We start from the raw sequence: 25,415 nt of genomic DNA, 5'->3' as shown, positions 1-25,415 counted from the left end.
AGAAAGACGGAAAAGTGCCAACGAACGGCGGCGTTTTTGACAGTTTGGCAAGCCCGGCTTATCATTTTGGCATGGACGACCTGGACCACCGCCTGCTGGGCCTGCTGCGCGCCGACGCGCGCCAGCCCGTCGCCGGCCTCGCCGCCGCGCTGAAGGTGTCGCGCGCCACCGTGCGCGCCCGCATCGACCGTCTGGTCGAGAGCGGGGTCATCGCCGGCTTCACGGTGCTGCTGCGCAAGGATCTGCGGCCCGCCATGGTCCGGGCCATCACGATGATCGAGGTGGAGGGCCGCGCCGCCGAGACGGTCATCGCCCGCCTGCACGGCTTTCCGGAGGTGCGGACGGTCTACACGACCAACGGACGCTGGGACGTCGTCGCTGAAATCGAAACGGAGTCGCTGGAGGCCTTCGACGACACGCTGCGCCGCGTCCGGCAGATCGTCGGCATCGCCTCCACCGAGACCAGCATCCTGCTCTCCGCCCGCAAGGCGGTGCTGTAGGCTTCGTGTCGCCCCGTTGGTCGACAAGACCCGACACGGATTTCACGGATTGAACCGGATTTCACGGAGTCCTTCGGCGCGGCGCAGTTAGGGCAGACGTGCGCTCGGATTGAAAAAATCCGCGCAATCCGTGTCTGAATCCGTGAAATCCGTGTCGAATATTGCCCGCTTGTCCTGCGCGTCGCGTTCAGACGATGAACTTGGTCAGCCGCCGAGCCCCGCCAGCACGCCGCCCAGAAGCGGCTGGCCGAACAGCGCGCCCAGCGCGAAGCCGACGATCAGCCCGACCGCCGCCGCGACCAGCGCCCGGCCGCCACCGCCCTTGGGCGCCTCCGCTCCGGCACCGCGCCCGCCGTTGCCGCCGCCCGTGGACTCGTCGCCCTCGTCCGGCGCCGCCGCGCGGCGGGCGCTGTAGGAGGAGTCGGTGTCGGCGTGCCACGCGCGGATGCGGTCCTGCGCCGGCTTCAGCTGCTCGTCCGTTGGGGAGGAGCCGCGACCGTGGACGATTTCCCAGCCCAGCGCCAGGAAGCGAGTCGTCGTCCGCCCCTCCGGGCTGAAGATCGCGGCGGGCATCCGGCGGTAGGTCGCCTTCACCACGTCCACGTCGTAGGGGATCGCCGTGCGGAACATCAGCTCCGGGAATTCGGAGCGCAGCAGGGTCAGCGATTCGCGCCCGACCTCGTCGTTGGTGATCGACAGCATCAGGATGCCGGCCACCGACAGGTTGGGGTTCATGCCCTTCTGGATGTGCTCGACCACCGACAGTGTGCGCTTCAGCCCGTCCAGCGCGTAGCGCCCCGGAAAGACCGGAAGCACCAGCCGGTCCGATGCGGCCAGCGCCCCCGCCGCCAGATGGCCGAGGGCCGGCGGGCAGTCGATCACCACGTAATCCGGCGGGTTGCGCGAGAAGTGCAGCGCCTTGCGCAGCCCCCGCTGCGAGCCGCCGCGGGCGTCCAGCGCGTGTTCCAGCGAATAGAGCTTCCGCGCCCCGACGATCATGGACAGACCGTCGAAGCTGGTCGGGGTGATGGCGTCCTCGACGAAGGTGTCCTGGCTCAGCAGGTCGTTGATGCCGACGCGCGCCTTCTCCCGCAGCAGGAAGTTGCTGGTGGCGCTGCTCTGCGGATCGAAGTCGATCAGGACGACGCTTTTGCCCAGCGCGGCCAGCGCCAGGGCGAGGTTCACGGAGGTGGTCGTCTTGCCGACGCCGCCCTTCTGATTGTACACCGCCAGGATGGTCGGCTGCCGCGTCTCCGGCGCGTCGAAGACGTCTTCGTGGCTGGTCATGTCCATTCCGCTTCGTCGTTTCGCGGGTGTTCGTCCTGCGGGCCAAGAGCCGCCGAAAGCGGCGCACTATACGCATTGGAACGCGCCGGTGTCTTCCCGCAGATGCGCCGGTGTCCCGAAAGGTAACAGGTTCAGCGTGCCTTGAAGGCCGCCAGCTGGCCGGGCAGCGGCGCCATGGTCAGGCGGACGCGCACGATCTCCCACCGCCCCTCGGCGCCGGGATGGCATCCGTCGCAGGGGCGGCGGTCGAGAATCTCGAAGGACAGGCTGGACAGGCCGTCCTCCTCCGGGATCGTCCCGCCGGACCAGTTCGCCTGGAAGACCCGCTTGTTGACCCGCGAGATGGGCGAGGCCGAGGCGTCGGGGTTGAAGCCCTCGTTGTCGTGGTCCAGCGGTTCGAACCGGCCGGGCCGCCGCGCGGTCGGGATGCGGCGGGAACGGATGCGCAGCGACAGGTCAAAATCCTCGTAGCCCCAGCCCCAATAGGCGTTGGAATAACCGTCGATCCGCCGGAACACGTCATTGGGCATCAGCAGGACGCCGCCCATCGTGCTCTCCAGGTCGGTGGTCACCGTCTGGTCCGAGCGTCCCGGCGCCACCGGCCGCTGCTCCGCCCCGAAGGACAGGATGGGGGTCGGCCGGTCCGCCCAGGCGTAATCGGCGTCGACGGGCAGATAGTCGATGTCGTGCAGGCAGGTGTAGCCGCTGTCGGCCTCGCCCAGCAGGAAGCCGACATTCTTGATCGCGCCCCGGTTGAAGGGAAGCCCGGCCTCCTGCTCCACGATGGTGACGCGGTAGTCGATGGGCTCGGCCAGCGTTGCGAAGTAAGCGCCGACCCGCGGCACGAACGCCCGCAGATGGGCCTCCCGGTCGCGATAGGGCACGACGATGTGAAGCCGCCGGTCCATGGTCGTCATCGGGTGTCTCCTGCCGGTGCGAAGCGTTGCCAGATGGCCCGATAGGCGTCCTCCAGATCGCGGGCGAAGCGGTCGCCGTCGAACAGCGGGCTGGCCGTCCGCGCCAATGCCAAGCGCGCCTTCAGCCCGGCCAGCCGTTCCGGATCGCAGGCGAGGTTCAGCGCCAGCGCCTCGTAGGCCGCCGGCGAGTCCGTCACCAGCTCCGGCAGGCCGACCGTGTCGAGCAGGCTGGCCGCCACCCGCCCGGCGAAGGTCGCGCCCTGGCAGGTCACCACCGGAAGCCCGGTCCACAGCGCGTCGCTGGCCGTGGTGTGGGCGTTGTAGGGCAGCGTGTCGAGGAACAGGTCGGCCAGCCGGTGCCGCGCCAGATGCTCCGCCAGCGGGCGCGGCGGCGCGAAAACGAGGCGCTCCGGCGCCACCCCGCGGGCCGCCGCCTCGCGCCGCAGGTTGCCGGCCACCAGCGGGTTGCCGGCGTAGAGCCACAGCACGCTCCCCGGCACGGCGCGCAGCAGCCGCGCCCAGACATCGAACAGGGCGGGCGTCAGCTTGTAGGGGCTGTTGAAGCAGCAGAAGACGAAGCCGTCCTCCGGCAGGCCGCAGTCGGCGCGCGTTGGGGTGCGCTCCGCGATAGCGCGGTGGCGGTCGTTGGGCTGGTAGCCGTGGGGGAGCCGCACCACCGCCTCGCTGTAGAAGCCCTCCTCGCCCGGCGGGATGGTGACCGCGTCGGCCAGGATCACGTCGATGAAGTCCGCCCCCATGGTGCCGGGATAGCCCAGCCAGTTCACCTGCACCGGGGCGGGCCGGGCCGCCAGGATCGCCGTGCGGGCGAAGGCCGTGTAGCCCTTCAGGTCCACCAGGATATCGATGCCGTCGGCGGCGATGGCTTGCGCGGCGTCGCGGTCGGAGCGGTCGCGCAGGTCCACGAAACGCTCCACCGCCGCGGTCAGGCGTCGGCGCATGGGGCTGCCGTCGTCGATGCCGGTGGAATAGGCGGTGACGGCGAAGCGCGTGCGGTCGTGCCGCTCCAGCAGTTCCGCCATCAGATAGGCGGTGGCGTGCTCGTGGAAGTCGGCGGAGAGGTAGCCGACGCGCAGGCGACCGTCTCCGGCAACGGTGGGACGCGCCATTGTCGGCACGCCATGCGCCTTCTGCCGCGCCCAGCGCTCCGCCGCCGCCCGCTGGTCCGCCGGGGTCGTGTCCACCGCCAGCAGGCCGAAGGGCGGCACGCCCAGGGCGCCGGCGCGCAGCCGCTCGATCAGGTCGCCTTCCAGCGCCGGCAGGTCGCGCCAGTCGCAGGCGTGCCGCTGCTGCTGCACGAGCTGCGCCAGCGCCGGGTTGTAGGCGGGGGAAAGCCGCCGGACGCGGCGGAGGGCGTCGATCGACGGCGCAATCCGGTCCGCCAGCGTCGCGGCGGCGGCCAGATCCTCCCAGCCCGCCTGTCCGCCGGGATCGAGGGCGACCGCCCGGCGCAGCGCGTCCAGCGCGGCGTCCGGCCGCAAGGCGCCGGTCAGCGTCTGCCCGAGAGTTCGCCACGCCACGGCATTCTCGGGATGCCGCCCGATCGCGCCGCGCAGCGCCGCCTGGGCGCCCACCGTGTCGTGCTGGCCGAGCAGTTCCACCGCCAGATCGACCGCCGCCAGGGAGTCGGGCTGGAACCTGAGAACCATCCGGTACTCCGCCACCGCCTCCTCCCGCCGGCCGGCGGCGGACAGCGCGTTGGCGAGGTTGCGGCGCAACGCGGGATCGTCCGGCGCCAGCCGCAGCGCCACCGCGCTCACCCGCACCGCCTCGCCCCAACGGCCGGCCGCATGGGCGACGTTGCCCAGCAGCATCCAACCGTGCCGGTCCGCCGGGTTCAGCGTCGCCATGCGCCGGCCGACCCGCGACGCCTCGTCCCGGCGCCCGGCGGCCAGGACGAGAACGCCGAGATTGTTGAGGGACACCGCGTGCTCCGGGTTGCGCGCCAGCGCCGCGTGGTAGGCGGTTTCGGCCTCGCCGGTCCGGCCCAAAGCGTCCAGCGCGACCGCCAGATTCTTCCAGGTGCCGGCGTCCTCCGGCCGATGGCGCAGGGCCTCGCGGTAGGCGGCCTCCGCCGCTTCGGGGCGGTTCTGATCCTGAAGCGCCACCCCCAGATTGTTCCACACCTCACCCAGCCCAGGGCATGCCGCCAGGACGGTGCGGTAGTGCGGCTCGGCCTCCGCCGGGCGGCCCTGGGCGTGAAGGGACAGCGCCACCCCGTAATGGGCGTCGAGGGAGTCGGGCGCCAGCTTCAACGCCGCGGCGTAGACCGCCCCCGCCGGCCCCCATTGCGACAGCCCCGCCAGCAGGCCGCCGAAATCCAGATGGATGTCCACGTCCTTGCGCAGCGCCAACGCCTGCTGGAACAGCGCCACGGCCTCGCGGACGCGGCCCTCGCGCTGGGCGGCAACGGCCTGCCGGTGCAGCGCGGCGGCCCGTTCGGCGGTTTCGGAAAGGTCCATGCGCCCTCTCAGTCCCGCTGGCGGGTGTGCAGCAGGATGCGTGGGATCTCCGGCGGGCGGCGGTCGTCGCCCCATTGCGAGATGTCGGGAATCGTGCTCACCTCGCGGCGGCGGGCCAGCAGGCTGAGGATGCTCTGGTCGTGCCGGTGGTCGCGGAACTCCGGGTAGTCGGGTTTGCCACACTCGTTCGGAGCGTCGGTGAGGATGCGCTCGTCCTGGGCAAAGCGCAGCCATTCGGAGACGAAGGCGATGGTGTCCGACGTCCGTTCGCAGACGATGAAACTCGCCAGGATCTGGGTGGCGTCGGTGTATTCGGGCCGGTCCAGCCGCATGAAATGGAAGCAGTCGCGCTTGGTCCAGCCGCGGTTCTTGAACTCGTCCTGCAGCGTGAACAGCAGGATGGGCAGATCGCGCCGCTCCCGGCAGAGGTCGATCACCGGGTCGGCACGGTGCACGAAATGGGCGCCGCTGTCGCAGTAGAACAGCACGTCGCCGTCCTTCAGATGGTCGCGCAGCAGGGTCCAGATGGCCCAGGGCTTCCACAGCCAATAGCCCGCGCCGCGCGGCTGGTCGAGGATGAAGCGGTTGCGCTCGACGAAGGCCGGATCGATGTGGCTTCGGCCCAGCATGGCCACCGAATCGAAGCCGCCTATCTCCATCCCGCTGCGGGCGTTGCGCTTCTGCGCCGCCAGAAAGTCCCCGTCCGCGTAGTTCAGCAGCACCCGCGCCATCGCTCCCCCTCCCCGACCGTCACAGCCGGCTTTCGATCCAGTCGGCGAGGCGGTAGGCGTCGAAATGGAACTCCTCCGTCCCCAGGAAGGGCGCCACGGCGCGGTGGGCGCAATAGGCGTCGTAATCGTCATCCACCGCCAGGATGTGGTCCACCGCCTCCTCGTCCGTGGCGAAGCGCGACACGTCGATGAAGCTGCCGGCCGCCACCTCCCGCTCCAGGTCGGGATCGCCCCAGTAAAGCGGCACCGCCCCGGCCTGGAAGACGTCGAGGATCTTCTCCGTCAGATAGCCGGGATGGCTGGCATTCTCGAAGGCGAAGGCGAAGCGGTAGCGCTCGAAGACGCGGATCTTCGCCAGCCAGCCCATCCTGACGACGCTGCCGGTGTTGTTCAGGTGCCAGCCCACCGAATCGACGCGCCGCCGCCCGTCCAGCGCCGGGAAGAAGCGGTTGCGGCGTTCGCCGTTCGGGTTCTTGTAGAGGAAGGCGCAGAAGCCGCGCTCCGCGAAGGTCGCCCGCGTCGGCGGCACCGGCGGCAGGACCGGCGAGCAGAAATGCGGCACCGCCCCCTCCCGCATGTGCTCATAGGCGTGCATGACGTAGAGCGGCAGGCGGTAATGGCGCGGGTCCTCGACGCGGTCGAAGGACACCGCCATGTCGAAACCGTCCAACGGCGGGCGTACATTCTCCCCGGTGAAGAACAGGGTGCGCCGGCTGCGCGCCTCACGGTGCCGCCCGCCGAAGACCGACACGATGGCGAGGTCGCTGTCGTCCTCGACCACCGACAGGTCGAAGCGGCTGGACAGGATCTCGATGAAGAAGTTCGTCCCCTTGTCGAACTCCGGCCAGAAGTCGTGGAAGGCCAGCTTCAGCCGGGTCCGGCCGCCGCGCCGGCCGCGGTACGGGCCATGGAGCAGGAAACGGTCAAGCCGTTCCGGGTCGCCTCCGGACTTCGCCAGGAATTCCTCAAGAAACGCGCTTGTCCGCTGATCGAGCATCCCGCCATCCGTGCCGGATCGTTGCGCGACGCACGATACGGTCGCCGCGACGCGAACGCCACCCCTTCCGCGCGCCGGCGGGGCCGGGTGACGCGGCGCGGACAACAAAAAACGCCCCGCGGATGACGGAGCGTTCGAAACACCACAACCCCACGAAGGGAAGAAGTGGTGCCCAGGGACGGAGTCGAACCGCCGACACGGGGATTTTCAGTCCCCTGCTCTACCAACTGAGCTACCTGGGCACCGAGGCCGCGGCGGAGACCGCGGCGCGTCGAGGCGCGTCGAGGCGCGCTTTGTAGGCAAATTCGCCGGGCCTGTCCAGCCCTAAAATGCAGAAATCCGCCGCCCCGTCACTCCCGCTCGTCCGCCTCCTCGGCGTCCGGGCGGTCGGGGCTTTCGATGCGGTAGACGCCCCCCAGCCAACGCGACAAATCCACGTCGGCGCAGCGCTTGGAGCAGAAGGGCTTGGTCTCCTCCACGGCCGGACGGCCGCAGATCGGGCAGGCTTTTTCGACAGGCTTGCGGTTGTCGTTCATCGCTCAATCCTCCGCCGCGCCGGTGCGGTTGGAGTCCAGGCGGACGGTTCCCAGCAGTTCGGCCAGGGCCGTGCCACGCCGGGCACGGGTCATCTCCACCAGACCCAGCTTGGACAGACCATAGACCTGGGTCTGAGCCGGGTCGTCCTCCACCGCGCGGGACAGGGCGTTCAGCAGCCGTTCGGCGTCGCCCCGGTTGCGCATGTTGACGAAATCGACGACGACGATCCCCCCGGCGTTGCGCAGGCGCAGTTGCCGGGCGATCTCCACCGCCGCCTCCAGATTGACGTCCAGCGGGTTGCCGCGTTCCCCCGCGTTGACGTCCACAACGGTCATCGCCTCGGTTCGCTCGATGACCAGCGACCCGCCGCCGGACAGCGGCACCCGCGTACCGAGCAGCGTTTCGATTTCAGCGTCGAGGTCGCGCAGGTCGAACAGCCGTTGCCGACCGTCTGACGGCGCGGCAAGAAGGCGGGCGTCGAACGGCTCCACCCGCTCCTCCAGATCCGGCGCGCGGTCGGCGCACCAGCCGGCGAGGTCGCGGGCCAGAGCCGCGTCGTCCACGATGATCCGCGACGGGGCAGCCGCCCCATGCTCGATCAGGGCGCGGCGCGGCGCGTCGGGGCCGGTCAGCAGCAATGAGGGTCCGCCGCCCCGCTCCGCCGCGTCGCGGATCGACCGCCACGCCAGATGCAGCGCGTCCGACTCCGCGGCCAGCAGCCCGTCCGGTGCCGTAGCGGCGCCCGCCCGGACGATCCAGCCGGCGCCGGGGGCGATGTCCTGGATGCGGCGGGCCAGCTCGGTGCGCTCCGGCCCGCTGCCCAGCCGCTTCGACACCGCCACGTCGCGGCCCAGCGGCGCGTGCACCAGGAAACGGCCCGGTAGGGTGATGTCCATGGTCAGGGACGGCCCCTTGGACCCGGTGGCGTCAGCCTTCACCTGCACCAGCACGGTCTGGCCGGTGCGCAGCAGGTTGCCGATCCGCTCGCCCTTGGCCTTGGGGCGCCCCTTCGGCCCGCGGGCGTCCAGTGCGGAGAGCAGGCCCGACTTGCCGGTGCCGAGATCGACGAAAGCGCCATCCAGCCCCGTCGCGATGCGCTCCACCCGGCCGAGGAACACATGGCCCAGCAGGGACGGACGCTCGGCATGGTCGATGTAGAGGTCGGTCAACCGGCCGCCGGTCAGCACGGCGGCCCGCGTCAGTGGACCATCGCGGTCGATGAGGATGTCCGATCCGGTCCCGCCCGCCGGGCCGCTCACGGCAGCGGGAACCCCGCGCCGCGCAGCAGCGCCGCCACCTCGAACAGGGGCAGCCCGACCACGTTGCTGTAGGAGCCGCCGATCCAGCGGATATGGGCCGCCGCCCGTCCCTGGATCGCGTAGCCGCCGGCCTTGCCCTGCCATTCGCCGGAGGCGATGTAGGACTCGGTCTCCTCGTGGGACAGCGACTTGAAGGTCACGTCGGTGCGCACCAGCCGATCCGACCGGCGCAGCGCCTCCCCGTCCCCAGTGGGCGACAGCAGCACGACCCCGCCGAACACCCGGTGTCGCCGTCCGGACAGCAGGGCGAGGCAGGCGCGTGCCTGTTTCTCCTCCTCCGCCTTGGGCAAGATGCGGCGGCCGCAGGCGACCACCGTGTCGGCGGCCAGCACGAAGGCGCCGGGATGGCGCGCAGCCACGGCAGAGGCCTTCTCGCCGGCCAGACGCAGCGCGTGCTGGGGCGGAAGCTCCCGCGGCAGGGGCGATTCGTCGATGTCTGCGGGGTCGACCGCGTCGGGCACCACGCCGATCTGGCGCAACAGGTCGAGCCGGCGGGGCGAGGCGGACGCCAGCACGAGCCGGTGGGTGGTTTCGGTGCTCATAACGCGGGGAGGATGGCCGACGGTGGAAACCGGTTCAACGCGGGAAACCGGTTCAATCACTTGAACCGGAACGTGATCCGGCCCTTGGTCAGGTCGTAGGGCGTCATCTCGACGTTGACGCGGTCACCGGCCAGCACGCGGATGCGGTTCTTGCGCATCTTGCCGGAGGTGTGCGCCAGCACTTCATGCTCATTGTCGAGCTTCACACGGAACATCGCGTTCGGCAGCAGCTCGACGACGGTTCCGGAGAACTCGATCAGATCTTCCTTAGCCATAGCCCCTTAAGTCCGTAACAGTTTCGAGGCAATAACTGACCTCCCGAAGCCGCCCGGTCAAGGGGGATTCCACCGGGGGCAGTGAGCCTCCGGCGTGGGGGTTGGCCAAAGCCTTCCAGATGGGACGGAAACAGCCGGCGGTTCAGCCGAGCGGGTTTCCGTCGCCGTTTTCATACTCCGACGCGCCGCCCGCGTCCATGCCCGCGGTGCCGCCAAGCGCCGCCGACTGGAAAGAACTGAGCGGAGACGGGCCGCCATCGAGCCGGAGACGGGGTTCCGCGGCCTGCGCGATACGCTCGAACATCTCCTTCTGGTCGGTGTCCATGCGCCGCGTCAGCCGCGCGACGGTCTCCGACGCGGTGAGCTCCCGGCCCGAGGCGCGGTCGTAGAACAGGCCGCGGTTGCTCCGCGCCGCAGCGGGCAGAAGCTCCGCCGCGGCGGCCCTGGGCGACGACTCGGCGGCACGGATCAGCTTGGCCGCTCCGCCGACGCCCAGCACATAGGCGATGCGGCTCTCGGTTTCCGACACTGGGCGCTTCAGCCGCTCCTCCAGCCGGTCGCGGCCCTCGGACAGGTAGCGCGCGGCCATGCCGGCGGAAAGGTCGACGTCGTGGCGCAGCGCCAGGATCTGGCGGCGCACCGCCGGGTCCTTGACCGAGGGGATGCCGTTGCGGCTTTGGATCGCGCTCGCCAGTTCTCCCTGGCCGTAGGCGGAGCCATGGCGGCGGAACAGGTCGAGCCAGGTGCGCTCCAGGAACTGGAACGGACCGGCGGCGGAGCTGGAGCGGTTGCGGGCCGCCGGATCCAGCCCGCTTTCCTGGGTCGCCTGGGCGAGAATGGCGGTGAAGCTGTGGCCCGACAGGCCGGCGACCTGCTGGGCCGCTAGAACCACCTGCCCGGCGGCGGGGCTGTTCGCCAGCGCGGCGCCGATCACCGTCGATTGGGTGCCTGACGCAGCAGCCATCGCGGCGGCCTCGGGCTTGCGGGCGGGAAACGGCACGCGGGTTCCGTCGGCGAGTTGGATCGGCGCCTCCGGCTTCGCGGCCGGCAGGGGCGGCACCTTCTGCCCGTTGGTCAATCGCCCGCGGGGAACCGGCTGGGCATCCGCCAGCGCGCTTTGGAACGACCCGCCCGACGCGGCGCCCGTGGAGGACGGCGGCGCGGGAACATCCGGCTTGCGCTCGGGAAGCGGGACGAGTGGAGGCAGCGCGACCTTCATGGAACACCGGAACCGTCAGACCGGAACCGCTCCCGCGGAACCCTTCGCCGCAGCTTTAGCACAAAGGCCTTAATTTTTCTTAATCATTGGCCGGGATCGGCGCGGAGGATTCAATCGCTTGGCGTGTCGGCCATGCGGATGGGGCCGACATCAACCGCCGTTCGCCGCCCCTCGCCGTTCCAATGGTCGACGGCGGCCAGAAGCCGGCTTTTCTCCAAGGGCTTGGCCAGATGATCGTCCATCCCGGCCTGTCGGCAGCGCTCCACCTCCACGGCCAGCACGCCCGCCGACAGGGCCAGGATCGGGATGCGGCCCAGCACGCCGGGAAGCGCCCTGATGCGCCGCGTCGCCTCCAGCCCGTCCATCACCGGCATCTGCACGTCCATGAGGACGAGGTCGTACACGCGCTCCTGCACCGCGGTCACGGCGGCGGCGCCGTCGGGCACCGCGTCCACATGGTGACCGGCCCGGGTCAACATGGCGATCACCAGATCGCGGTTCATCGCCAGATCCTCGGCGAGCAGAATGCGCGCGCCGCGGCTCGGCGGCTGGTGGTTCAGCGCACCGCCGTCCTGGTCGTCCCGTTCCGGGGCGCTGGCGGGTTGCAGCGGAAGGCTGAACCAGAAGGTGCTGCCGACGCCGGGGCGGCTTTCCACGCCGATCTCGCCGCCCATCAGCTCGACCAGACGGTGGCAGATGGCCAGCCCCAGCCCGGTGCCGCCGCGCCCGCGGTCCAACTGGCTGAAGCGCTGGAACAGTTCGCGCTGGCGGTCTTCGGGCACGCCGATGCCGGTGTCGCTGACGGTGAAGGTGTAGCGGCGCGGGCCGGCCTCATCCCCCATGGCCTTGACGGTCAGGCGGACGCTGCCCGTGTCGGTGAACTTCACCGCGTTGCCGAGCAGGTTCAGCAGGATCTGGCGCACCCGATCGGGATCGCCCAGCACGTAGCCGCGCGCTGCCGCGGAGACGGAGGTGTGCATCTCCAGCCCCTTCTGCTCGGCGGCCAGCCGTACGATGGCCTGGCAGCGGTCGGCCAGATCGTCCAGTCGGAACGGCACACGGACCAGATCGAGCTTGCCCGCCTCCAGCTTCGACAGGTCCAGCACGTCGTTGATGACGGTCAGCAGGGAACGCCCGGCCTCCCGCACCTGGGAGGCGTAGCGCCGCTGCTCCGCCGTCAGCGGCGTTTCCAGAAGCATGTCGGCGAATCCGATCACGCCGTTCATCGGCGTCCGGATCTCGTGGCTCATGGTCGCCAGGAAATCCTCCTTGGCGCGGCTGCCGGCGCGGGCCTCCTCCATGGCGGCGCGCAGCTCCTGCTCGCGCCGCTTCAGCCGGCCCGACATGTCGTTGAAGGCGTTGGCCACCAGCCGAATCTCGTCGGGCGCGCCGTGGGCCTCCACCACGGTCCCGACGTCGCCGGCCCCGATCCGGGTCGCCGCCTGGCTGAGAACGCGCATCCAGCGCAGGACCGAGGCGTGGAGCAGAGACCAGAGCGCGGCCACGCTGAACAGCCCGGCGATACCGAGCAGGACCAGCCCGCGCAGCAGGTCACGTTGGGCGTCCGCCACGATCGGCTCGGTCGGCATGCCCACGGCAAAGACGGTATCGGTTTCCGGAGAATGGCGGAAAGCCCAGATGCGGGTGCGCCCGTCAGCGCTTTCGCTTTCGAACACGCCGCTGCCCTCGGTCAGCATGCGCTTGATGTATGGGAAATCCATCAGACTGCGCCCGACCCAGCCTTCCGGATCGGGCTGGCGGGCGATCAGCACCCCGCGACGGTCGAGCACCAGAATGCGCGCATCGTCCTGCTTCGTCACCTTCACCAGATCGGTCAACCAAGCGAGGTCGATCGCCACCCCGAGAACCCGCTCAACCTCACCATTCACCAGCACCGGCTGCACCGCCAGGATCAGCGGCTTCCCTGAACGCTTGCCGATCACCACCTCGCTCAGCACGAAGGATTTGGTGTCCAGCGCCCGCTGGAAATACTCGCGCTCGCGCAGGCTCATCCCGGAGCCGGGGCCGGTCGTGTCGCAGATGAGGAGGCCGTTCGGGTCGGTCACCCACACGCCGGTCGTCCAGCGGTGCTGCCGCGGCATCGGCGCCAGCGTGGCGACGCAGGCGTCGGTGTCCCTGTGGTCGGCGTCGCGGACCGCCGGCACCAGGGCCAGAACGCTCAGCAGGTTCCGCGCCTCGCCGATCAGGTCGCGCTGCCGCTCCACCCCGTCCTCGGTCAGGTGCCGCGCCAGTTCCTGGGCGCTGCTCAGGCGCTGGTCGAGCTGCTGGTCGAAAAAGTACAGCGCCCCGGCCAACGGCAGAGCCAGGGACGCCAGCACGACGCCCATCAGACGCAGACGGAGACTCCGCAGACCGGTGGCACGAAACAGGCGGGACGGCAAACCGGCGAGCATCAGGCGGAGAACCTCTCAAGGGTCTCTAGAGACTAGGTGGAGGGGCACACGTCGTTCGATGACCCATCTCAATAGCACCTCAACCCATCCTTGAAAAAGGACTTCACATAATCCCGCCGTCAAACCGGCGGATGGTCACACCATCGGGCCGCGGGACAATGGAAACCGTTCCTTGATCCTGCCCAGCAACCCGTCGCGGACCTTGCGGTAGGCCTCCAGCATGGCCTCGCGGTTGCCGTCCACCAGGGTCGGGTCGAAGGTGTTCCAGAACTCCACGTCGCACGCCATGGTGCGGGTCATCTCGATGGCGCGGTGCTGTGCCTCCGGCGACAGCGACACGATCAGGTCGAAATTCGTGTCCTCCAGATCCTCGAAGCTGCGGCAGCGGTGGCGGGACAGGTCGATGCCCATCTCCTCCATCACCGCCACGGCGAAGGGGTCGACCTCGTCCCCCTCGCGCACGCCGACCGAGTCGACATAGACGCGCGTGCCATGGAAATGCCGCATGATCGCCGCCGCCATCGGCGAGCGGATCATGTTGTAGGTGCAGGCGAACAACACGCTCGTCACGGGGAGCGGTTGCAGCACCGGGGCCATGCGCCGCCCGACCCCGTCAGCCGCGGATGTGGAGGACGCAGATCAGCGTGAACAGCCGACGCGCCGTCTGGAGATCCATTTCGACCTTGCCGGCCAGCCGTTCGCGCAGCATCTCCGATCCTTCGTTGTGCAGGCCGCGGCGCCCCATGTCGATCGCCTCGATCTGCGAGGGCGTGGAGCGCTTGATCGCCTGATAGTAGCTTTCGCAGATCAGGAAATAGTCCCGGACGACGGACCGGAAGCCGGTCACCGGCAGGGTGATCCTGTCCAGCGCGCTGTCGTCGTCGCGCCGGACGTCGAAGACCAGCCGGTTGTCCTCGATCGACAGATGCAGGTGATAGGGGCCGGAGTCGGCATGGTCGCAGGGGAAGAACTCGTTGTCTTCGAGCAGGTCGAAGATGGCAACCGCGCGCTCGTGCTCCACCTCCGGCTTGCGCCGGATCACCGTCTTCTCGTCGAGCGTCACGTGGACGATGCGGCGGTTGCCCTTCGTGCTCACCCCTGACCTCCCCCGGGCAGGCGCAGCGCCACCGACAGCGCGTGCGCGTCCAGACCCTCCGACCGGGCCAGCGTCACCGCCGCCGGACCGATCGCCTTCACGCTGTCCGCATCGCAGGCGACGAAGGTCGTCCGCTTCATGAAATCGAGCACGTTCAGGCCGGAGGAGAAGCGCGCGGAGCGCGCCGTCGGCAGGACGTGGTTCGGGCCGGCAACGTAATCGCCGATGGCCTCCGGCGTGTAGCGGCCGAGGAAGATGGCACCGGCGTTGCGCACCTTCGCGGCCAGCGCGTCGGGGTCCTCCACCGCCAGTTCCAGATGCTCCGGCGCCAGCCGGTCGATCAGGGCCGGCGACTCGGCCAGCAGGTCGCGCACCACGATGATGGCGCCGTGCTCCCGCCAGCTCTCCCCGGCGATGGCGGCGCGGGGCAGCGTCTCCAGATGCCGGTCCACCGCCGCCGCCACCGCGTCGGCGAAAGTCGGGTCGTCGGTGATGAGGATCGACTGGGCCGAGGTGTCGTGCTCCGCCTGGGACAGCAGGTCCATGGCGATCCAGGCCGGGTCGTTCCGGTTGTCGGCGACCACCAGGATCTCCGACGGGCCGGCGATGCTGTCGATGCCCACGGTGCCGTAGACCAGCCGCTTGGCGGCGGCGACGAAGGCGTTGCCGGGGCCGACGATCTTGTCCACCGGCGCGATGGTCTCCGTGCCGTAGGCCAGCGCGGCCACGGCCTGGGCGCCGCCGATGCGGTAGATCTCGGTGATGCCGCAGCGCTTGGCGGCGGCCAGGACCAGCGGGTTGATCGCCCCGTCCGGGGTCGGCACCACCATGACGATGCGCTCCACCCCCGCGACCTTGGCCGGCAGCGCGTTCATCAGGACGGAGCTGGGGTAGGACGCCGTGCCGCCCGGCACATAGAGGCCGGCGGCCCCGACCGCCGTCCAGCGGGCGCCCAGCCGCACGCCCTGGGCGTCGCGGTAGTCGGTCGTCTCCGGCACCTGGAGGCGGTGGAAGCTCTCGATGCGCTCCGCCGCGGTGTCGAGCGCGCGCAGCAGGTCGTCGCCACATTTCCCGACCGCCGCGTCGACCTCCTCCTGGGAGATGCGCAGGGTGGCGGGGGTCAGCGTCTGGCGGTCCCAGCGGGCGGTGTAGTCGATCAGCGCCGCGTCGCCGCGCTTGCGCACGTCGTCGATGACGCCGGCGACCAGGACCTGCACGTCCTCGCTGGTTTCGCGCTTGGCGTGGAGAAGCCCCTCGAAGCCTTCGGCGAAGCGGGGGTCCTGGGCATCAAGCCTGACGGGCATTCACAGCCTCCCGGAAGCGGTCGATCCAGCCGGAGATCTCCTCGGGCCGCGTCTTGAAGGCGGCCCGGTTGACGATGAGGCGGGAGGTGACGTCGGCGATGTGCTCGATCTCCACCAGACCGTTCGCCTTCAGCGTCGAGCCGGTGGACACCAGATCGACGATGCGGCGGCACAGGCCGAGGGTCGGGGCAAGTTCCATCGCGCCGTTCAGTTTCACGCACTCCGCCTGCACCCCGCGCGCCGCGAAATGCTTCCTGGTGACCTCCGGGTATTTGGTCGCGACGCGCACATGGCTCCAACGCGACGGATCGTCGCTCTCCCCCAGTTCGACCGGTTCGGCGACCGACAGGCGGCACTTTCCGATGCCGAGGTCGAGCGGCGCGTAGATTTCCGGATAGTCGAACTCCATCAGCACGTCGTTGCCGGCCACGCCCAGATGGGCGGCGCCGAAGGCGACGAAGGTCGCCACGTCGAAGGACCGGACGCGGATGATGCTGAGATTCGGGATGTTGGTCGCAAAGCGCAGGAGCCGGCTGTCCGCGTCGTCGAACGCCGCTTCCGGCTCGATGCCGGCATGGGCGAGCAACGGGCGCAGCTCCTTCAGGATGCGTCCCTTGGGCAGGGCCAGAACCAGCGGCTGACTGGCCGACGCGTTCGACGACGCATCGGCCGGCGTGCTGGGCGCCGGCGCGCCAAGAGCACGGGTATCGGCGGGCAAAGAACTCTCCTCGGGCTGAACCGCTGCCCGGATATACCACATTCCGCGCCGCCGTCACGGTCTTAGGAGGCGTAGTGCGGCGCAGGGCGGCTTTGTCGGGCGCGGAAATCGGGAACTCCATCCATCGGGGCGGGGCACCTCTTCCCTATCTCCCTCCCAAAAATATTGAACTTATAATTTTTGTTGTACACGTCATTTCACATATTCTTTTTCATTTTTCTCCTTGACCGAATGCCCATCAACATTGTAGATAAATCCCCGGACGCCCAAGGGGGGCGCCCCGCGGCAATTTGATCGCCAGCTTGCGCCGCGTCACCAAACGCTAAAGCGCCACGATACCGGTCGTGGAACTCTGACAGGAGTGACCGGAATGACCATGATGCCCCTCACCTCCCCCGCCGATCGGACCGGCACTGCGATGGGCCTGTGTTGCCGAATGCGCAACGCCTCGTGTCGCCGCTGACCCCAGCGCGCCCACCCGTTCCGTCCAGCATCCGATCCGCATGAAGCCCGCGCGCCGCAGCGCCGCGGGCCGAGGGAGAACGCCGTCATGAGCACCTCCAACGCCTACGCCATCGAAGTTCAGGGCCAGTCCGCCGGCATCGTCGTCGCCGGCCAGGGCGGCTTCACCTTTTTCGTGTCCGACTGGTCCTTCAGGGACCTGGACCGCAAGACCTTCCGCAACGTCGGACAAGCCGAGCGCGCCGCCAAGCAGTTGGCAGCCCGACGCTCCGGCGTGCGGCGGCGCTGAACGCGCGCCTGCATTTCACAACACTCCATCGCCCGACCAGGCCATTCCACACCGCGCATAGAGGACCCGTTCCGTGAAAGCCTTTCTGACGTCCATTGTCACCGCCGCCCTTCTCACCGTCTCCACCGGCGCCGGCGCCGCGGCTCTGAAGCTCGGCGTGTCCGCCGGCCCCTATGGCGAGATCCTGGAGTACACGGCGAAGATCGCCGCCAAGGAAGGCCTGAAGGCGGAGGTGATCGAGTTCACCGACTGGAACATGCCCAACGCCGCCCTCCAGTCCGGCGACATCGACGCCAACAACTTCCAGCACCAGCCCTTCCTGGACAACCAGATCAAGCAGCGTGGCTACGACATCGTGCCGGTCGCCAAGAGCATCGTCGTACCCATGGGCATCTACGCGAAGAAGGTGTCGTCGCTGGCCGACCTGAAGGAGGGGGCCAGCGTCTCCATCCCCAACGACCCCACCAACGGCGCCCGTGCGCTGTTCCTGCTGGCCAAGGCCGGGGTGATCGGGCTGAAGGACGGGGCGGGCCTGAACACCTCCATCGCCGACATCGCGTCCAACCCGAAGAAGATCAAGCTGGTGGAGTTGGACGCCGCTCAGCTTCCGCGCTCGCTGGACGACGTTGACGCCTCGGTCATCACGCTGAACTACGCGGTCCTGGCCGGGCTGTCTCCGAAGACCGCCCTGGTTCTGGAAGACGACCAGTCGAAATGGCACCTCATCTGGGCCGTCCGCAAGGACCGCGCCGAGGACCCGGCGATCAAGCGCTTCATCGAACTGTACCGCTCCGCCGAGGTGCGCGACTTCATCAACACGCGCTTCAACGGCACCATCATCCCGACTTGGTGATTGCCCTCTGTCCATCCCCTCTCCCCGCTTGAAGGGGAGAGGGGCCTTTCTTTTCAGGAAGCTCCGTCATGACCGGCCAGTTCAGCCGCACCGCCTCGATCTTCGACCGTGGCCTCGCCCCCGACCCCGCGAACCACGTCCCGCTCAGCCCGCTCAGCTTCCTGAAACGCGCGGCGAAGGTCTATCCAGACAAGCCGGCCATCCGCCACGGCCGCCGCACCATCACCTACGCGCAGTTCCACGACCGGGTGCGGCGCTTCGCCGGGGCGCTGCTGCGGGCCGGGGTGAGGCGCGGCGACACGGTGTCGGTGCTGGCGCCCAACGTCCCGGCGCTGCTGGAGGCCCATTACGCGGTGCCGCTGGCCGGCGCGGTCCTGAACGCGCTGAACACGCGGCTGGACGCCGCGGCCATCGCCTTCATCCTGGACCACAGCGAGACGGCGCTCCTGCTCGTCGACCGCGAACTGTCGCCGGTCGCCAGGGCCGCGCTCGCCCGGACGGAGCGCCCCGTCACGCTGGTGGAGATCGCCGACGAGCAGGCGCCCGACGCGCCGTCGCTGGGTGCCGTGGAGTATGAGGACTTCCTCGCCGCCGCCGACCCCGCCCCCTGGCACGGGCCGGGCGACGAGTGGCAGGCCATCGCGCTGAACTACACCAGCGGCACCACCGGCAACCCCAAGGGCGTCGTCTATCACCACCGCGGCGCCTATCTGAACGCGCTGGGCAACGCCTTCACCCTGAACGTCCGGCCCGAGAGCGTCTTCCTGTGGACGCTGCCGATGTTCCATTGCAACGGCTGGACCTACAGCTGGGCGGTCACCGCCGCGGGCGGCACCCATGTCTGCCTGCGCCGGGTGGAGCCGGCGGCGATCTTCGACGCCATCGCGGAGCTGGGCGTCACCCATTTGTGCGGCGCGCCGATCGTGCTGAACATGCTGATCCACGCCCCGGCATCGGTGCGGCGGCCCGCCCCCCGCCGCGTCGTCGTGGGCACCGGCGGCGCCGCTCCGCCGTCCGCCGTGCTGGCCGGCATGGCGGCGCTCGGCTTCGACGTGGTGCACATGTACGGGCTGACCGAATGCTACGGCCCGGCCACCGTCTGCGCCCCGCAGGACGGCTGGGAGCATCTCGACGCCGACGGGCTGGCGCTGCAACTCGCGCGGCAGGGGGTGAACCACGTCGCGGTGGAGGACGCCACCGTGCTCGACCGCGAGACCGGCCGGCCGGTCCCCGCCGACGCCCAGACCATCGGCGAGATCGCGCTGCGCGGCAACACGGTGATGAAGGGCTATCTGAAGAACCCCGCGGCGACGAAGGAGGCGCTGAAGGACGGCTGGTTCCGCACCGGGGACCTGGGCGTGCTGCACCCCGACGGCTATATCGAGGTGAAGGACCGCAGCAAGGACATCATCATATCCGGCGGCGAGAACATCTCGTCCCTGGAGGTGGAGGAAGCGTTGTACCGGCACCCCGCCGTTCTGGAGGCCGCCGTGGTCGCCCGCCCCGACGACCGTTGGGGCGAGAGCCCCTGCGCCTTCGTCACGGTGAAGCCCGGCGCGGAGCGCCCCTCTGAGTCCGACATAATTCAATGGTGCCGCGACCGCATTGCGCACTACAAGGTGCCGCGCACCGTCGTGTTCAGCGACCTGCCGAAGACATCGACCGGTAAAATCCAGAAGACCGTCCTGCGCGACGCCGCCCGCGATCTGGGCGCACGTCGGGAGGCCAAGAGCGTATGATAACCTTCGAACAGCTTCAGAAAACCTATCCGTCCCGCGGCACCGGGCTGCCAGTCCAGGCGCTCGCCGACATCGACCTTACCATCGGGCGCGGCGAGATCTACGGAATCATCGGGCGCTCGGGCGCCGGCAAATCCACGCTGCTGCGCACCGTGAACCTGCTGGAAAAGCCGACGTCGGGCCGCGTGCTGGTCGACGGGGTGGACGTCACCGCCCTGTCGCCGCGCGATCTGCGCGAAGCGCGGCACAGCATCGGCATGATCTTCCAGCACTTCAACCTGCTGTCCTCGCGTACGGTGTTCGACAACGTCGCCCTGCCGCTGGAGCTGGCCGGGGTGGCGAAGGCGCAGATCCGCGAGACGGTGGAGCCGCTGCTCGACCTCGTCGGCCTCACCGACAAGCGCGACCGTTACCCGGCGGAGCTGTCGGGCGGGCAGAAGCAGCGCGTCGGCATCGCCCGCGCGCTGGCCAGCAAGCCCAAGGTGCTGCTGTCGGACGAGGCGACCTCCGCCCTCGATCCGGAGACGACGACCCAGATCCTCCATCTGCTGGCCGACATCAACAAGCGGCTGGGGCTGACCATCGTCCTGATCACCCACGAGATCGCCGTCATCAAGGAGATCTGCCACAAGGTGGCGGTGATGGAGAACGGGCGGATCATCGAGCAGGGGCCGGTCTTCGACATCTTCGCGCACCCGAAGCACGAGACGACGAAGACCTTCGTCGATCCGGTGATCAACCGCGGCATCCCGGACAGTCTGCGCGCCCGCCTGTCGGCCACGCCGGTGCCGGGGTCGAACATGGTGCTGCGCATCACCTTCACGGGCGAGCGCGCGACCTCCCCGGTGATCAGCGCGATCAGCCGCAAGCTGAACCTGGACCTGAACATCTGGCACGGCCAGATCGACGAGATCCAGGGCGCGCCCTTCGGAACGCTGGTGGTTGAGGCCATCGGCAACCCGCAGTCCATCGAGGCGGCCATCAGCCTCCTGAACGTCAACAAGCTCGGTGTCGAGGTGCTCGGTCATGCTGTCCCCGGAAATCTACGCGCTGCTGTTTAAGGCGCTTCTCGACACGCTCTACATGGTGGCGGTGTCGGGCCTCCTGGGCACGGCGCTGGGCCTTCCGCTGGGCGTGCTCCTGGCCGTCACCGGCCGGGGGGAGCTGCTGCAGAACCTCGCCTTCAACCGGGTCGCCGGCGTGCTGGTGAACATGACGCGCTCCACCCCCTTCATCATCCTGGTGGTGGCGATCATCCCCTTCACCCGGCTGATCGCCGGCACCTCCATCGGCACCGCCGCGGCCATCGTGCCGCTGACGGTCGCCGCCGTGCCCTTCATCGCCCGCATCGTCGAGGGCGCCGTGCGCGAGGTCGACCGCGGCCTGATCGAGGCGGCGCAGTCCATGGGCGCCACGCCCTTCCAGATCATCCGCAAGGTCCTGCTGCCGGAGGCGATGCCCGCCATCGCGCTGGGCCTGACGCTGTCGGTGGTCAGCCTGATCGGCTATTCGGCCATGGTCGGCGCGGTCGGCGGCGGCGGGCTGGGCGACCTCGGCATCCGCTACGGCTACCAGCGCTTCCTGCCGGAGGTGATGCTGGCCGTGGTCATCGTGCTGATCGTGCTGGTGCAGATCGTTCAATCGACGGGCGACTGGATCGCCCGCCGCGTCAACAAACGCAACCTGAAGTCCTGAGGAGTTGGAGATGTTCCGTAACCGTGTGCTCGGCGCGGCCTTTGGTCTGGTGGCCGGCATCGCGACCCTGGCGACCGCCGTCGGCGCGTCGGCCGAAGCCCTGAAGATCGGCGTCACCCCCGGCCCGCACGGCCAGATCCTGGAGAAGGTCAAGCCGCTGGCCGCCAAGGAGGGCCTCGACCTGACGGTGCTGGAGTTCTCCGACTACGTCATCCCGAACCAGGCGCTGTCGCAGGGCGACCTGAACGCCAACTCCTTCCAGCACCAGCCCTACCTGGACAACCAGGTGAAGGACCGCGGCTACGAGCTGGTCAGCGTCGCCAAGACGGTGATCTTCCCGATGGGCGTCTACTCGAAGAAGGTGAAGAGCCTGGACGAGCTGCCCGACGGCGCCAAGATCTCCATCCCCAACGACCCGACCAACGGCGGCCGCGCCCTGCTGCTGCTCCAGGCCAAGGGGCTGCTGAAGGTGAAGGAGAGCGCCGGCCTGAAGGCGTCGCCGCTCGACATCTCCGAGAACCCGAAGAAGCTCCAGATCCTGGAACTGGACGCCGCCCAGCTTCCGCGCTCGCTGGACGACGTGACCGTGGCGGTCATCAACACCAACTTCGCCATGGAATCCGGCCTGGACCCGAACAAGGACGCCATCGCCCGCGAGGCCAGCGAGAGCCCCTACGCCAACGTCATCGCCATCCGCAAGGTCGACCAGGACAAGCCGTGGGTCGCCACGCTGGTGAAGGTCTACCAGAGCGACGAGGTGAAGCAGTTCATCCTCGACCGCTTCAAGGGTGCGGTGGTTCCGGCCTGGTAATCGCCGCCGGCTCCGCAAGAAAGGCCCTTCCTCCCGCCGGAGGAAGGGCCTTTTTCCTTAAAACTTGAGCCCCGCCACACCGTCGAGAATCGCCCCGTCGGAAAGAGCGCGACGCTCCAGCTTCGCCCCGAACATGCGGGCGTTGGTCAGGTCCGTGTTGGTCAGGTCGCAGCCGGACAGGTTGGCGAAGGACAGATCAGCCCCCGCGAAATTCACCTCGCGCAGGCAGGCGCCGCGCAGGTCGGCGTAGCGCAGCCGCGCGCCCGACAGGTCGGAGGCCATTGACCGTCTCTCGTCGAAATAGAGCGGGCGCAGGTTGGCCTTGCGCAGGTCGGCGTTGTTCAGCTTGGCGAGGCGCAGGTTCACGCCGCGCAGGTCGCCGTTGATCAGTTTGGCCAGACGCAGGTCGCCCTTCTCCAGCACCGCGGCCTGAAGCTGCACGCTGGTCAGGTCCAGCCCGTACAGGGTCGCCCCGACCGCCCGCAGCATGGTCAGGCAGGTGTGGGCCAGCGACGGGGCGTGCCGCAGGTCGAAGCCCGAGAGGTCGAGCGCCGTTCCCTCCGCCCCGCTCGACCCGACCCAGCGGATGTGCTCGTGCAGCAGCTCGTCCAGCGGGCGCCCGAGTTCGGCGACGACGCGGCCGACCGGATCGTCGGTCAGGGCGTCCTCCATGTCGGCGTCGGCCAGCTCCGTCATGACCATGGTGGCACCGGTCAGCACCGCGCCGCGCAGGCAGGCGCCGCGCAGATCGGCCCCGGACAGGTCCGCCCCTTCCAGGTTCGATCCGGTGAAATTGGCCCCGCGCATGGTGGCGCGGACCAGCTTGCACCCGCGCATCAGCGCGTCGGTGAAGTCGGTGTGGATTGCCATGGCCCCGGACAGCCGGGCGTTGGTCAGATTGGCGCCGGACAGGTCGGCCCCCGACGCCTCGGTCGGCCGGTCCTCCACCTGGATGATGCGCAGGCTGCCGTCACGGTCCTTCTCCGCCAGCGAGCCGTCGCGCAGGTCCGCCTCGAACAGGTTGGCGCCGATCAGGATGGCCCCGCGCAGGCAGGCGCCGCGCAGGTCGGTCTTGATGAGGCTGGCGTTCTCCAGATTGGCCAGCCGCAGGTCGGTGGCGAACATCGACGCGCAATCCAGCCGCGCCCCGGCCAGATCGGCGCCGCGCAGGCTGGCCCCGACGAAATCGGCGTGGGCGAGGTCACGCCCGGTGAGGTCCAACCCGTTCAGGTCGAAAAAGGACAGCGTCGCCCGCGCCCCGCCGATGCGGGCGTTCCGGAACATCTCGTGCCGGCGCACAACCGCGTCGAGCTGGACCTGATCCAGACGGGTGAGAGGACGCTGCTGCATGGCCGTGTTCGCCTCCGATCACGGTTTCAGAGTACCCTTGGCAGCCTTCACGAATGATTAATGCAACCCACAATGGGATGCTTTTCCTGCCGGGGAAAACGCCTTCCGGCCTTCACGCCGCTGACGACTGGCTTTGCCGCACCGGCACGCGCTCCGCCCCCAGCGCGTTCAGCGCGTCGCGCAGCACGTCGGGGGTGACGGGCTTGTGCAGCAGGCGACAGCCGGCGGCCACCGCCTCGCGGATGCGTTCGGGGCCGGTGTCGCCGGTCAGGATGATGCCGGGAATGGGCCGTCCTACCTGCTCCGCCGCGCGGGTGATCGTCTCGGCGCCGGTCAGCGGACCCGGCAGGCGGAAATCCGACAGTATGAGGTCCGGACAGCGCGGGGCCGCGCGCAGCGCCGCCAGCGCCGCCGGCCCGTCCGCCGCCACCATCACGTCGTGCCCCCAGCTTTCCAAGAGGAGCTGCATCCCGGAACTCTGCACCGGGTCGTCCTCGACGATCAGGATCAGGCGCGCCGCCGGATCCTCCGCACGGTCGGCGGGCACCGGGGCCGCCGCGTCCGTCCGCGATTTGCTGGCCGCCAGCGGGACCATGATGGAAAAGACCGAACCCTGGCCCGGACGCGACCGGACCTCCACCGCGTGGCCCAGCAGAGCGGCCTTGCGGCGCACCTTGGGAAGCCCCAGCCCCAGGCCGCGGCGGCGGTCGCGCTCCGGGTTGCCCAACTGCACGAAGTCTTCGAAGATGGCGTCCAGATGCTCCGCCGCGATGCCCGGGCCGGTGTCCCACACCTCGATGCGCAGCCATTGGCCACGCCGCCGGCAGCCGACCACCACCCCGCCCGCCGGCGTGTAGGCGATGGCGTTGCGCAGCAGGTCGCCCAGCATGCGGGTCAGCAGCGTGGCGTCGGTGCGCACCATAGCGTCGCACGCCCGCACCCGCAAATCCAGTTGCTTGTCCGCCGCCAGCCCCCGGAACTCCGACGCCGCGCCGCCCAGGACGGTGGCGATGGACACCTCGGCGATGTTCGGGCGGACCACCCCGGCGTCCAGCGTAGCGACCTCCAGCAGCGCGTGCAGCAGCTTCTCCCCGCTGTCCAGCGCCTCGCCCATCTTCTCGGCGATCGACCGCTCGCGCGGTTCCTTCAGTCGCTCCATCAGCAGATGATGGAACAGGCGCAGCGCCTGGAAGGGCTGGCGCAGATCGTGGTTGGCCGCCGACAGGAAACGGGCCTTGGCCTGATTGGCGCGCTCCTTCTCGGCCAGGGCGCGGACCAGCTTCTGATTGAGGGAGCGCAGGTCGGCGGTGCGCTCCTCAACCCGCTGCTCCAGCCGGGCGTTGGCGTCGCGCAGGGCGTCGCGGGCCGCCGCCTCGCGCCGCAGGCTGGCCCAGCCGAGTGCCGCCAGCCCGAACAGCGCGATGACGCTGACGCCCACCATCATGAAGCCGTGCTGCAGGCGGCTGCTCCACGGCTCCAGAACGACGGCGCGCGGCAGAGCGACCGCCGCCACCGCCGGAAAGTCGCGCATCCGCTTCAGGCCGATGACCACGCCCTGCCCGCCGAGCGACCAGTCGCTCTCACCGCGCTCCGCCCCGGGGTCCAGCGCGGGGAGCGGACCGATCCCGCTGCCGCCGCTGCCGGCGAGCCGCGTGCCGTCCAGGCGGAACAGGCCGGCGACGCTGTGCCGCCCGTCGCTGAAGACATCGAGAACCGTGTGCAGGCTGGAGGAGGGAAGCGCCAGCAGGACCATGCCCTCCAGGGCACCCCCGCGTCCCGGAATGCCGCGGACCATCAGGATGGAATCCAGCCCGTCCACCTGCCCGTGCACCAGTTCCAGCCCGCCGCCACCCCCCTGTCTCGAATCCACAACTGACGCT

24 protein-coding genes and 1 tRNA gene are annotated in these 25,415 nt (G+C 69.5%); 7 read left to right on the top strand and 18 right to left on the bottom strand.

The window, feature by feature from the left end; translation table 11 throughout:
- Window positions 1-71: 71 nt before the first annotated feature.
- A complete protein-coding gene (locus tag Q4I23_RS06530; protein ID WP_498525665.1) occupies window positions 72-500 on the top strand; it encodes an Lrp/AsnC family transcriptional regulator in 429 nt (142 codons plus the stop codon).
- 204 nt (window positions 501-704) lie between these two features.
- On the opposite strand, the gene Q4I23_RS06525 is transcribed toward Q4I23_RS06530, so the two are convergent.
- The 16 genes from Q4I23_RS06525 to hisG form a co-directional block, all read right to left on the bottom strand.
- Window positions 705-1,787: a ParA family protein gene (locus tag Q4I23_RS06525; protein WP_498525664.1), complete on the bottom strand. Its 1,083-nt coding sequence runs from the start codon at window positions 1,785-1,787 to the stop codon at window positions 705-707.
- Window positions 1,788-1,918: 131 nt separating this feature from the next.
- Window positions 1,919-2,704 (bottom strand): galactosyltransferase-related protein, encoded by a 786-nt coding sequence (locus tag Q4I23_RS06520; RefSeq protein WP_498525663.1) that lies wholly within the window; start codon window positions 2,702-2,704, stop codon window positions 1,919-1,921.
- Complete coding sequence (locus Q4I23_RS06515; RefSeq protein ID WP_498525662.1) at window positions 2,701-5,184, bottom strand: tetratricopeptide repeat protein; 2,484 nt, start codon at window positions 5,182-5,184, stop codon at window positions 2,701-2,703. The genes Q4I23_RS06520 and Q4I23_RS06515 overlap by 4 nt, the downstream gene beginning before the upstream one ends.
- Window positions 5,185-5,192: 8 nt before the next feature.
- Window positions 5,193-5,915 (bottom strand): hypothetical protein, encoded by a 723-nt coding sequence (locus Q4I23_RS06510; RefSeq protein WP_498525661.1) that lies wholly within the window; start codon window positions 5,913-5,915, stop codon window positions 5,193-5,195.
- Window positions 5,916-5,934: 19 nt separating this feature from the next.
- The gene (locus Q4I23_RS06505; protein WP_498525660.1) at window positions 5,935-6,912 is read right to left on the bottom strand and encodes a glycosyltransferase family 10 domain-containing protein; all 978 of its coding nucleotides are present in this window, start codon (window positions 6,910-6,912) and stop codon (window positions 5,935-5,937) included.
- A 166-nt stretch (window positions 6,913-7,078) separates the two neighbouring features.
- Window positions 7,079-7,154: transfer RNA gene (locus Q4I23_RS06500), tRNA-Phe, on the bottom strand.
- Between the two features lie 108 nt (window positions 7,155-7,262).
- Window positions 7,263-7,448 carry a DNA gyrase inhibitor YacG gene (gene yacG / locus Q4I23_RS06495; RefSeq protein ID WP_498525659.1) on the bottom strand — a complete coding sequence of 62 codons (186 nt, stop codon included), beginning with the start codon at window positions 7,446-7,448 and terminating at the stop codon, window positions 7,263-7,265.
- A 3-nt stretch (window positions 7,449-7,451) separates the two neighbouring features.
- A complete protein-coding gene (locus tag Q4I23_RS06490) occupies window positions 7,452-8,708 on the bottom strand; it encodes a ribonuclease E/G (protein ID WP_498525658.1) in 1,257 nt (418 codons plus the stop codon).
- Complete coding sequence (locus Q4I23_RS06485) at window positions 8,705-9,310, bottom strand: Maf family protein (RefSeq protein WP_498525657.1); 606 nt, start codon at window positions 9,308-9,310, stop codon at window positions 8,705-8,707. The genes Q4I23_RS06490 and Q4I23_RS06485 overlap by 4 nt, the downstream gene beginning before the upstream one ends.
- A 56-nt stretch (window positions 9,311-9,366) precedes the next feature.
- Entirely contained in the window at window positions 9,367-9,585 is a 219-nt protein-coding gene (gene infA, locus Q4I23_RS06480; protein ID WP_014198195.1) for a translation initiation factor IF-1, read from the bottom strand.
- A 142-nt stretch (window positions 9,586-9,727) separates the two neighbouring features.
- On the bottom strand, window positions 9,728-10,804 hold the full coding sequence (locus Q4I23_RS06475; RefSeq protein WP_454017154.1) for a lysozyme family protein: 1,077 nt from the start codon (window positions 10,802-10,804) through the stop codon (window positions 9,728-9,730).
- Between the two features lie 110 nt (window positions 10,805-10,914).
- Complete coding sequence (locus Q4I23_RS06470; RefSeq protein WP_498525656.1) at window positions 10,915-13,218, bottom strand: hybrid sensor histidine kinase/response regulator; 2,304 nt, start codon at window positions 13,216-13,218, stop codon at window positions 10,915-10,917.
- A 135-nt stretch (window positions 13,219-13,353) separates the two neighbouring features.
- Window positions 13,354-13,815, bottom strand: coding sequence for an arsenate-mycothiol transferase ArsC (locus Q4I23_RS06465; RefSeq protein WP_237905298.1), 462 nt, complete (start codon window positions 13,813-13,815; stop codon window positions 13,354-13,356).
- Between the two features lie 16 nt (window positions 13,816-13,831).
- Window positions 13,832-14,314 (bottom strand): UPF0262 family protein, encoded by a 483-nt coding sequence (locus tag Q4I23_RS06460; protein WP_454017156.1) that lies wholly within the window; start codon window positions 14,312-14,314, stop codon window positions 13,832-13,834.
- Window positions 14,311-15,618, bottom strand: a complete 1,308-nt coding sequence (hisD, locus tag Q4I23_RS06455; RefSeq protein ID WP_454017157.1) for a histidinol dehydrogenase — start codon at window positions 15,616-15,618, stop codon at window positions 14,311-14,313. Before hisD ends, Q4I23_RS06460 begins: the two co-directional genes overlap by 4 nt.
- On the bottom strand, window positions 15,602-16,336 hold the full coding sequence (gene hisG / locus Q4I23_RS06450) for an ATP phosphoribosyltransferase (protein WP_498525655.1): 735 nt from the start codon (window positions 16,334-16,336) through the stop codon (window positions 15,602-15,604). Before hisG ends, hisD begins: the two co-directional genes overlap by 17 nt.
- Window positions 16,337-16,886: 550 nt before the next feature.
- Here hisG and Q4I23_RS06445 point away from each other — a divergent pair.
- The 6 genes from Q4I23_RS06445 to Q4I23_RS06420 all read left to right on the top strand — a co-directional run bounded on the left by Q4I23_RS06445 (window position 16,887) and on the right by Q4I23_RS06420 (window position 22,185).
- Complete coding sequence (locus Q4I23_RS06445) at window positions 16,887-17,087, top strand: hypothetical protein (RefSeq protein ID WP_498525654.1); 201 nt, start codon at window positions 16,887-16,889, stop codon at window positions 17,085-17,087.
- 73 nt (window positions 17,088-17,160) lie between these two features.
- The gene (locus Q4I23_RS06440; RefSeq protein WP_454017158.1) at window positions 17,161-17,940 is read left to right on the top strand and encodes a MetQ/NlpA family ABC transporter substrate-binding protein; all 780 of its coding nucleotides are present in this window, start codon (window positions 17,161-17,163) and stop codon (window positions 17,938-17,940) included.
- Between the two features lie 68 nt (window positions 17,941-18,008).
- Window positions 18,009-19,679, top strand: coding sequence for an acyl-CoA synthetase (locus Q4I23_RS06435; RefSeq protein ID WP_498525653.1), 1,671 nt, complete (start codon window positions 18,009-18,011; stop codon window positions 19,677-19,679).
- A complete protein-coding gene (locus tag Q4I23_RS06430) occupies window positions 19,676-20,740 on the top strand; it encodes a methionine ABC transporter ATP-binding protein (protein WP_498525652.1) in 1,065 nt (354 codons plus the stop codon). The genes Q4I23_RS06435 and Q4I23_RS06430 overlap by 4 nt, the downstream gene beginning before the upstream one ends.
- Window positions 20,706-21,374 (top strand): methionine ABC transporter permease, encoded by a 669-nt coding sequence (locus tag Q4I23_RS06425; RefSeq protein ID WP_104675398.1) that lies wholly within the window; start codon window positions 20,706-20,708, stop codon window positions 21,372-21,374. Before Q4I23_RS06430 ends, Q4I23_RS06425 begins: the two co-directional genes overlap by 35 nt.
- A 10-nt stretch (window positions 21,375-21,384) precedes the next feature.
- Window positions 21,385-22,185: a MetQ/NlpA family ABC transporter substrate-binding protein gene (locus Q4I23_RS06420; RefSeq protein ID WP_454017161.1), complete on the top strand. Its 801-nt coding sequence runs from the start codon at window positions 21,385-21,387 to the stop codon at window positions 22,183-22,185.
- A gap of 57 nt (window positions 22,186-22,242) precedes the next feature.
- Here Q4I23_RS06420 and Q4I23_RS06415 read toward each other — a convergent pair whose 3' ends face one another.
- Both Q4I23_RS06415 and Q4I23_RS06410 read right to left on the bottom strand, forming a co-directional pair.
- Window positions 22,243-23,535, bottom strand: a complete 1,293-nt coding sequence (locus Q4I23_RS06415; RefSeq protein WP_498525651.1) for a pentapeptide repeat-containing protein — start codon at window positions 23,533-23,535, stop codon at window positions 22,243-22,245.
- Window positions 23,536-23,647: 112 nt separating this feature from the next.
- Window positions 23,648-25,415: ATP-binding protein (locus tag Q4I23_RS06410; protein WP_498525650.1), on the bottom strand; the 1,768-nt coding region annotated here is incomplete at its 5' end.

It is taken from the genome of Azospirillum sp. UFLA03-27, assembly GCF_059803775.1.
This window is presented reverse-complemented; position numbering and strand designations above follow the sequence as displayed.

Excerpts from the sequence above, each read along its gene's own strand:
- Q4I23_RS06530 (WP_498525665.1), top strand. The coding sequence starts at position 72 with ATGGACGACCTGGACCACCGCCTGCTGGGCCTGCTGCGCGCCGACGCG.
- Q4I23_RS06525 (WP_498525664.1), bottom strand. The coding sequence starts at position 1,787 with ATGACCAGCCACGAAGACGTCTTCGACGCGCCGGAGACGCGGCAGCCG.
- Q4I23_RS06520 (WP_498525663.1), bottom strand. The coding sequence starts at position 2,704 with ATGACGACCATGGACCGGCGGCTTCACATCGTCGTGCCCTATCGCGAC.
- Q4I23_RS06515 (WP_498525662.1), bottom strand. The coding sequence starts at position 5,184 with ATGGACCTTTCCGAAACCGCCGAACGGGCCGCCGCGCTGCACCGGCAG.
- Q4I23_RS06510 (WP_498525661.1), bottom strand. The coding sequence starts at position 5,915 with ATGGCGCGGGTGCTGCTGAACTACGCGGACGGGGACTTTCTGGCGGCG.
- Q4I23_RS06505 (WP_498525660.1), bottom strand. The coding sequence starts at position 6,912 with ATGCTCGATCAGCGGACAAGCGCGTTTCTTGAGGAATTCCTGGCGAAG.
- yacG (WP_498525659.1), bottom strand. The coding sequence starts at position 7,448 with ATGAACGACAACCGCAAGCCTGTCGAAAAAGCCTGCCCGATCTGCGGC.
- Q4I23_RS06485 (WP_498525657.1), bottom strand. The coding sequence starts at position 9,310 with ATGAGCACCGAAACCACCCACCGGCTCGTGCTGGCGTCCGCCTCGCCC.
- infA (WP_014198195.1), bottom strand. The coding sequence starts at position 9,585 with ATGGCTAAGGAAGATCTGATCGAGTTCTCCGGAACCGTCGTCGAGCTG.
- Q4I23_RS06475 (WP_454017154.1), bottom strand. The coding sequence starts at position 10,804 with ATGAAGGTCGCGCTGCCTCCACTCGTCCCGCTTCCCGAGCGCAAGCCG.
- Q4I23_RS06470 (WP_498525656.1), bottom strand. The coding sequence starts at position 13,218 with ATGCTCGCCGGTTTGCCGTCCCGCCTGTTTCGTGCCACCGGTCTGCGG.
- Q4I23_RS06465 (WP_237905298.1), bottom strand. The coding sequence starts at position 13,815 with ATGGCCCCGGTGCTGCAACCGCTCCCCGTGACGAGCGTGTTGTTCGCC.
- hisD (WP_454017157.1), bottom strand. The coding sequence starts at position 15,618 with ATGCCCGTCAGGCTTGATGCCCAGGACCCCCGCTTCGCCGAAGGCTTC.
- Q4I23_RS06445 (WP_498525654.1), top strand. The coding sequence starts at position 16,887 with ATGAGCACCTCCAACGCCTACGCCATCGAAGTTCAGGGCCAGTCCGCC.
- Q4I23_RS06435 (WP_498525653.1), top strand. The coding sequence starts at position 18,009 with ATGACCGGCCAGTTCAGCCGCACCGCCTCGATCTTCGACCGTGGCCTC.
- Q4I23_RS06430 (WP_498525652.1), top strand. The coding sequence starts at position 19,676 with ATGATAACCTTCGAACAGCTTCAGAAAACCTATCCGTCCCGCGGCACC.
- Q4I23_RS06425 (WP_104675398.1), top strand. The coding sequence starts at position 20,706 with ATGCTGTCCCCGGAAATCTACGCGCTGCTGTTTAAGGCGCTTCTCGAC.
- Q4I23_RS06420 (WP_454017161.1), top strand. The coding sequence starts at position 21,385 with ATGTTCCGTAACCGTGTGCTCGGCGCGGCCTTTGGTCTGGTGGCCGGC.
- Q4I23_RS06415 (WP_498525651.1), bottom strand. The coding sequence starts at position 23,535 with ATGCAGCAGCGTCCTCTCACCCGTCTGGATCAGGTCCAGCTCGACGCG.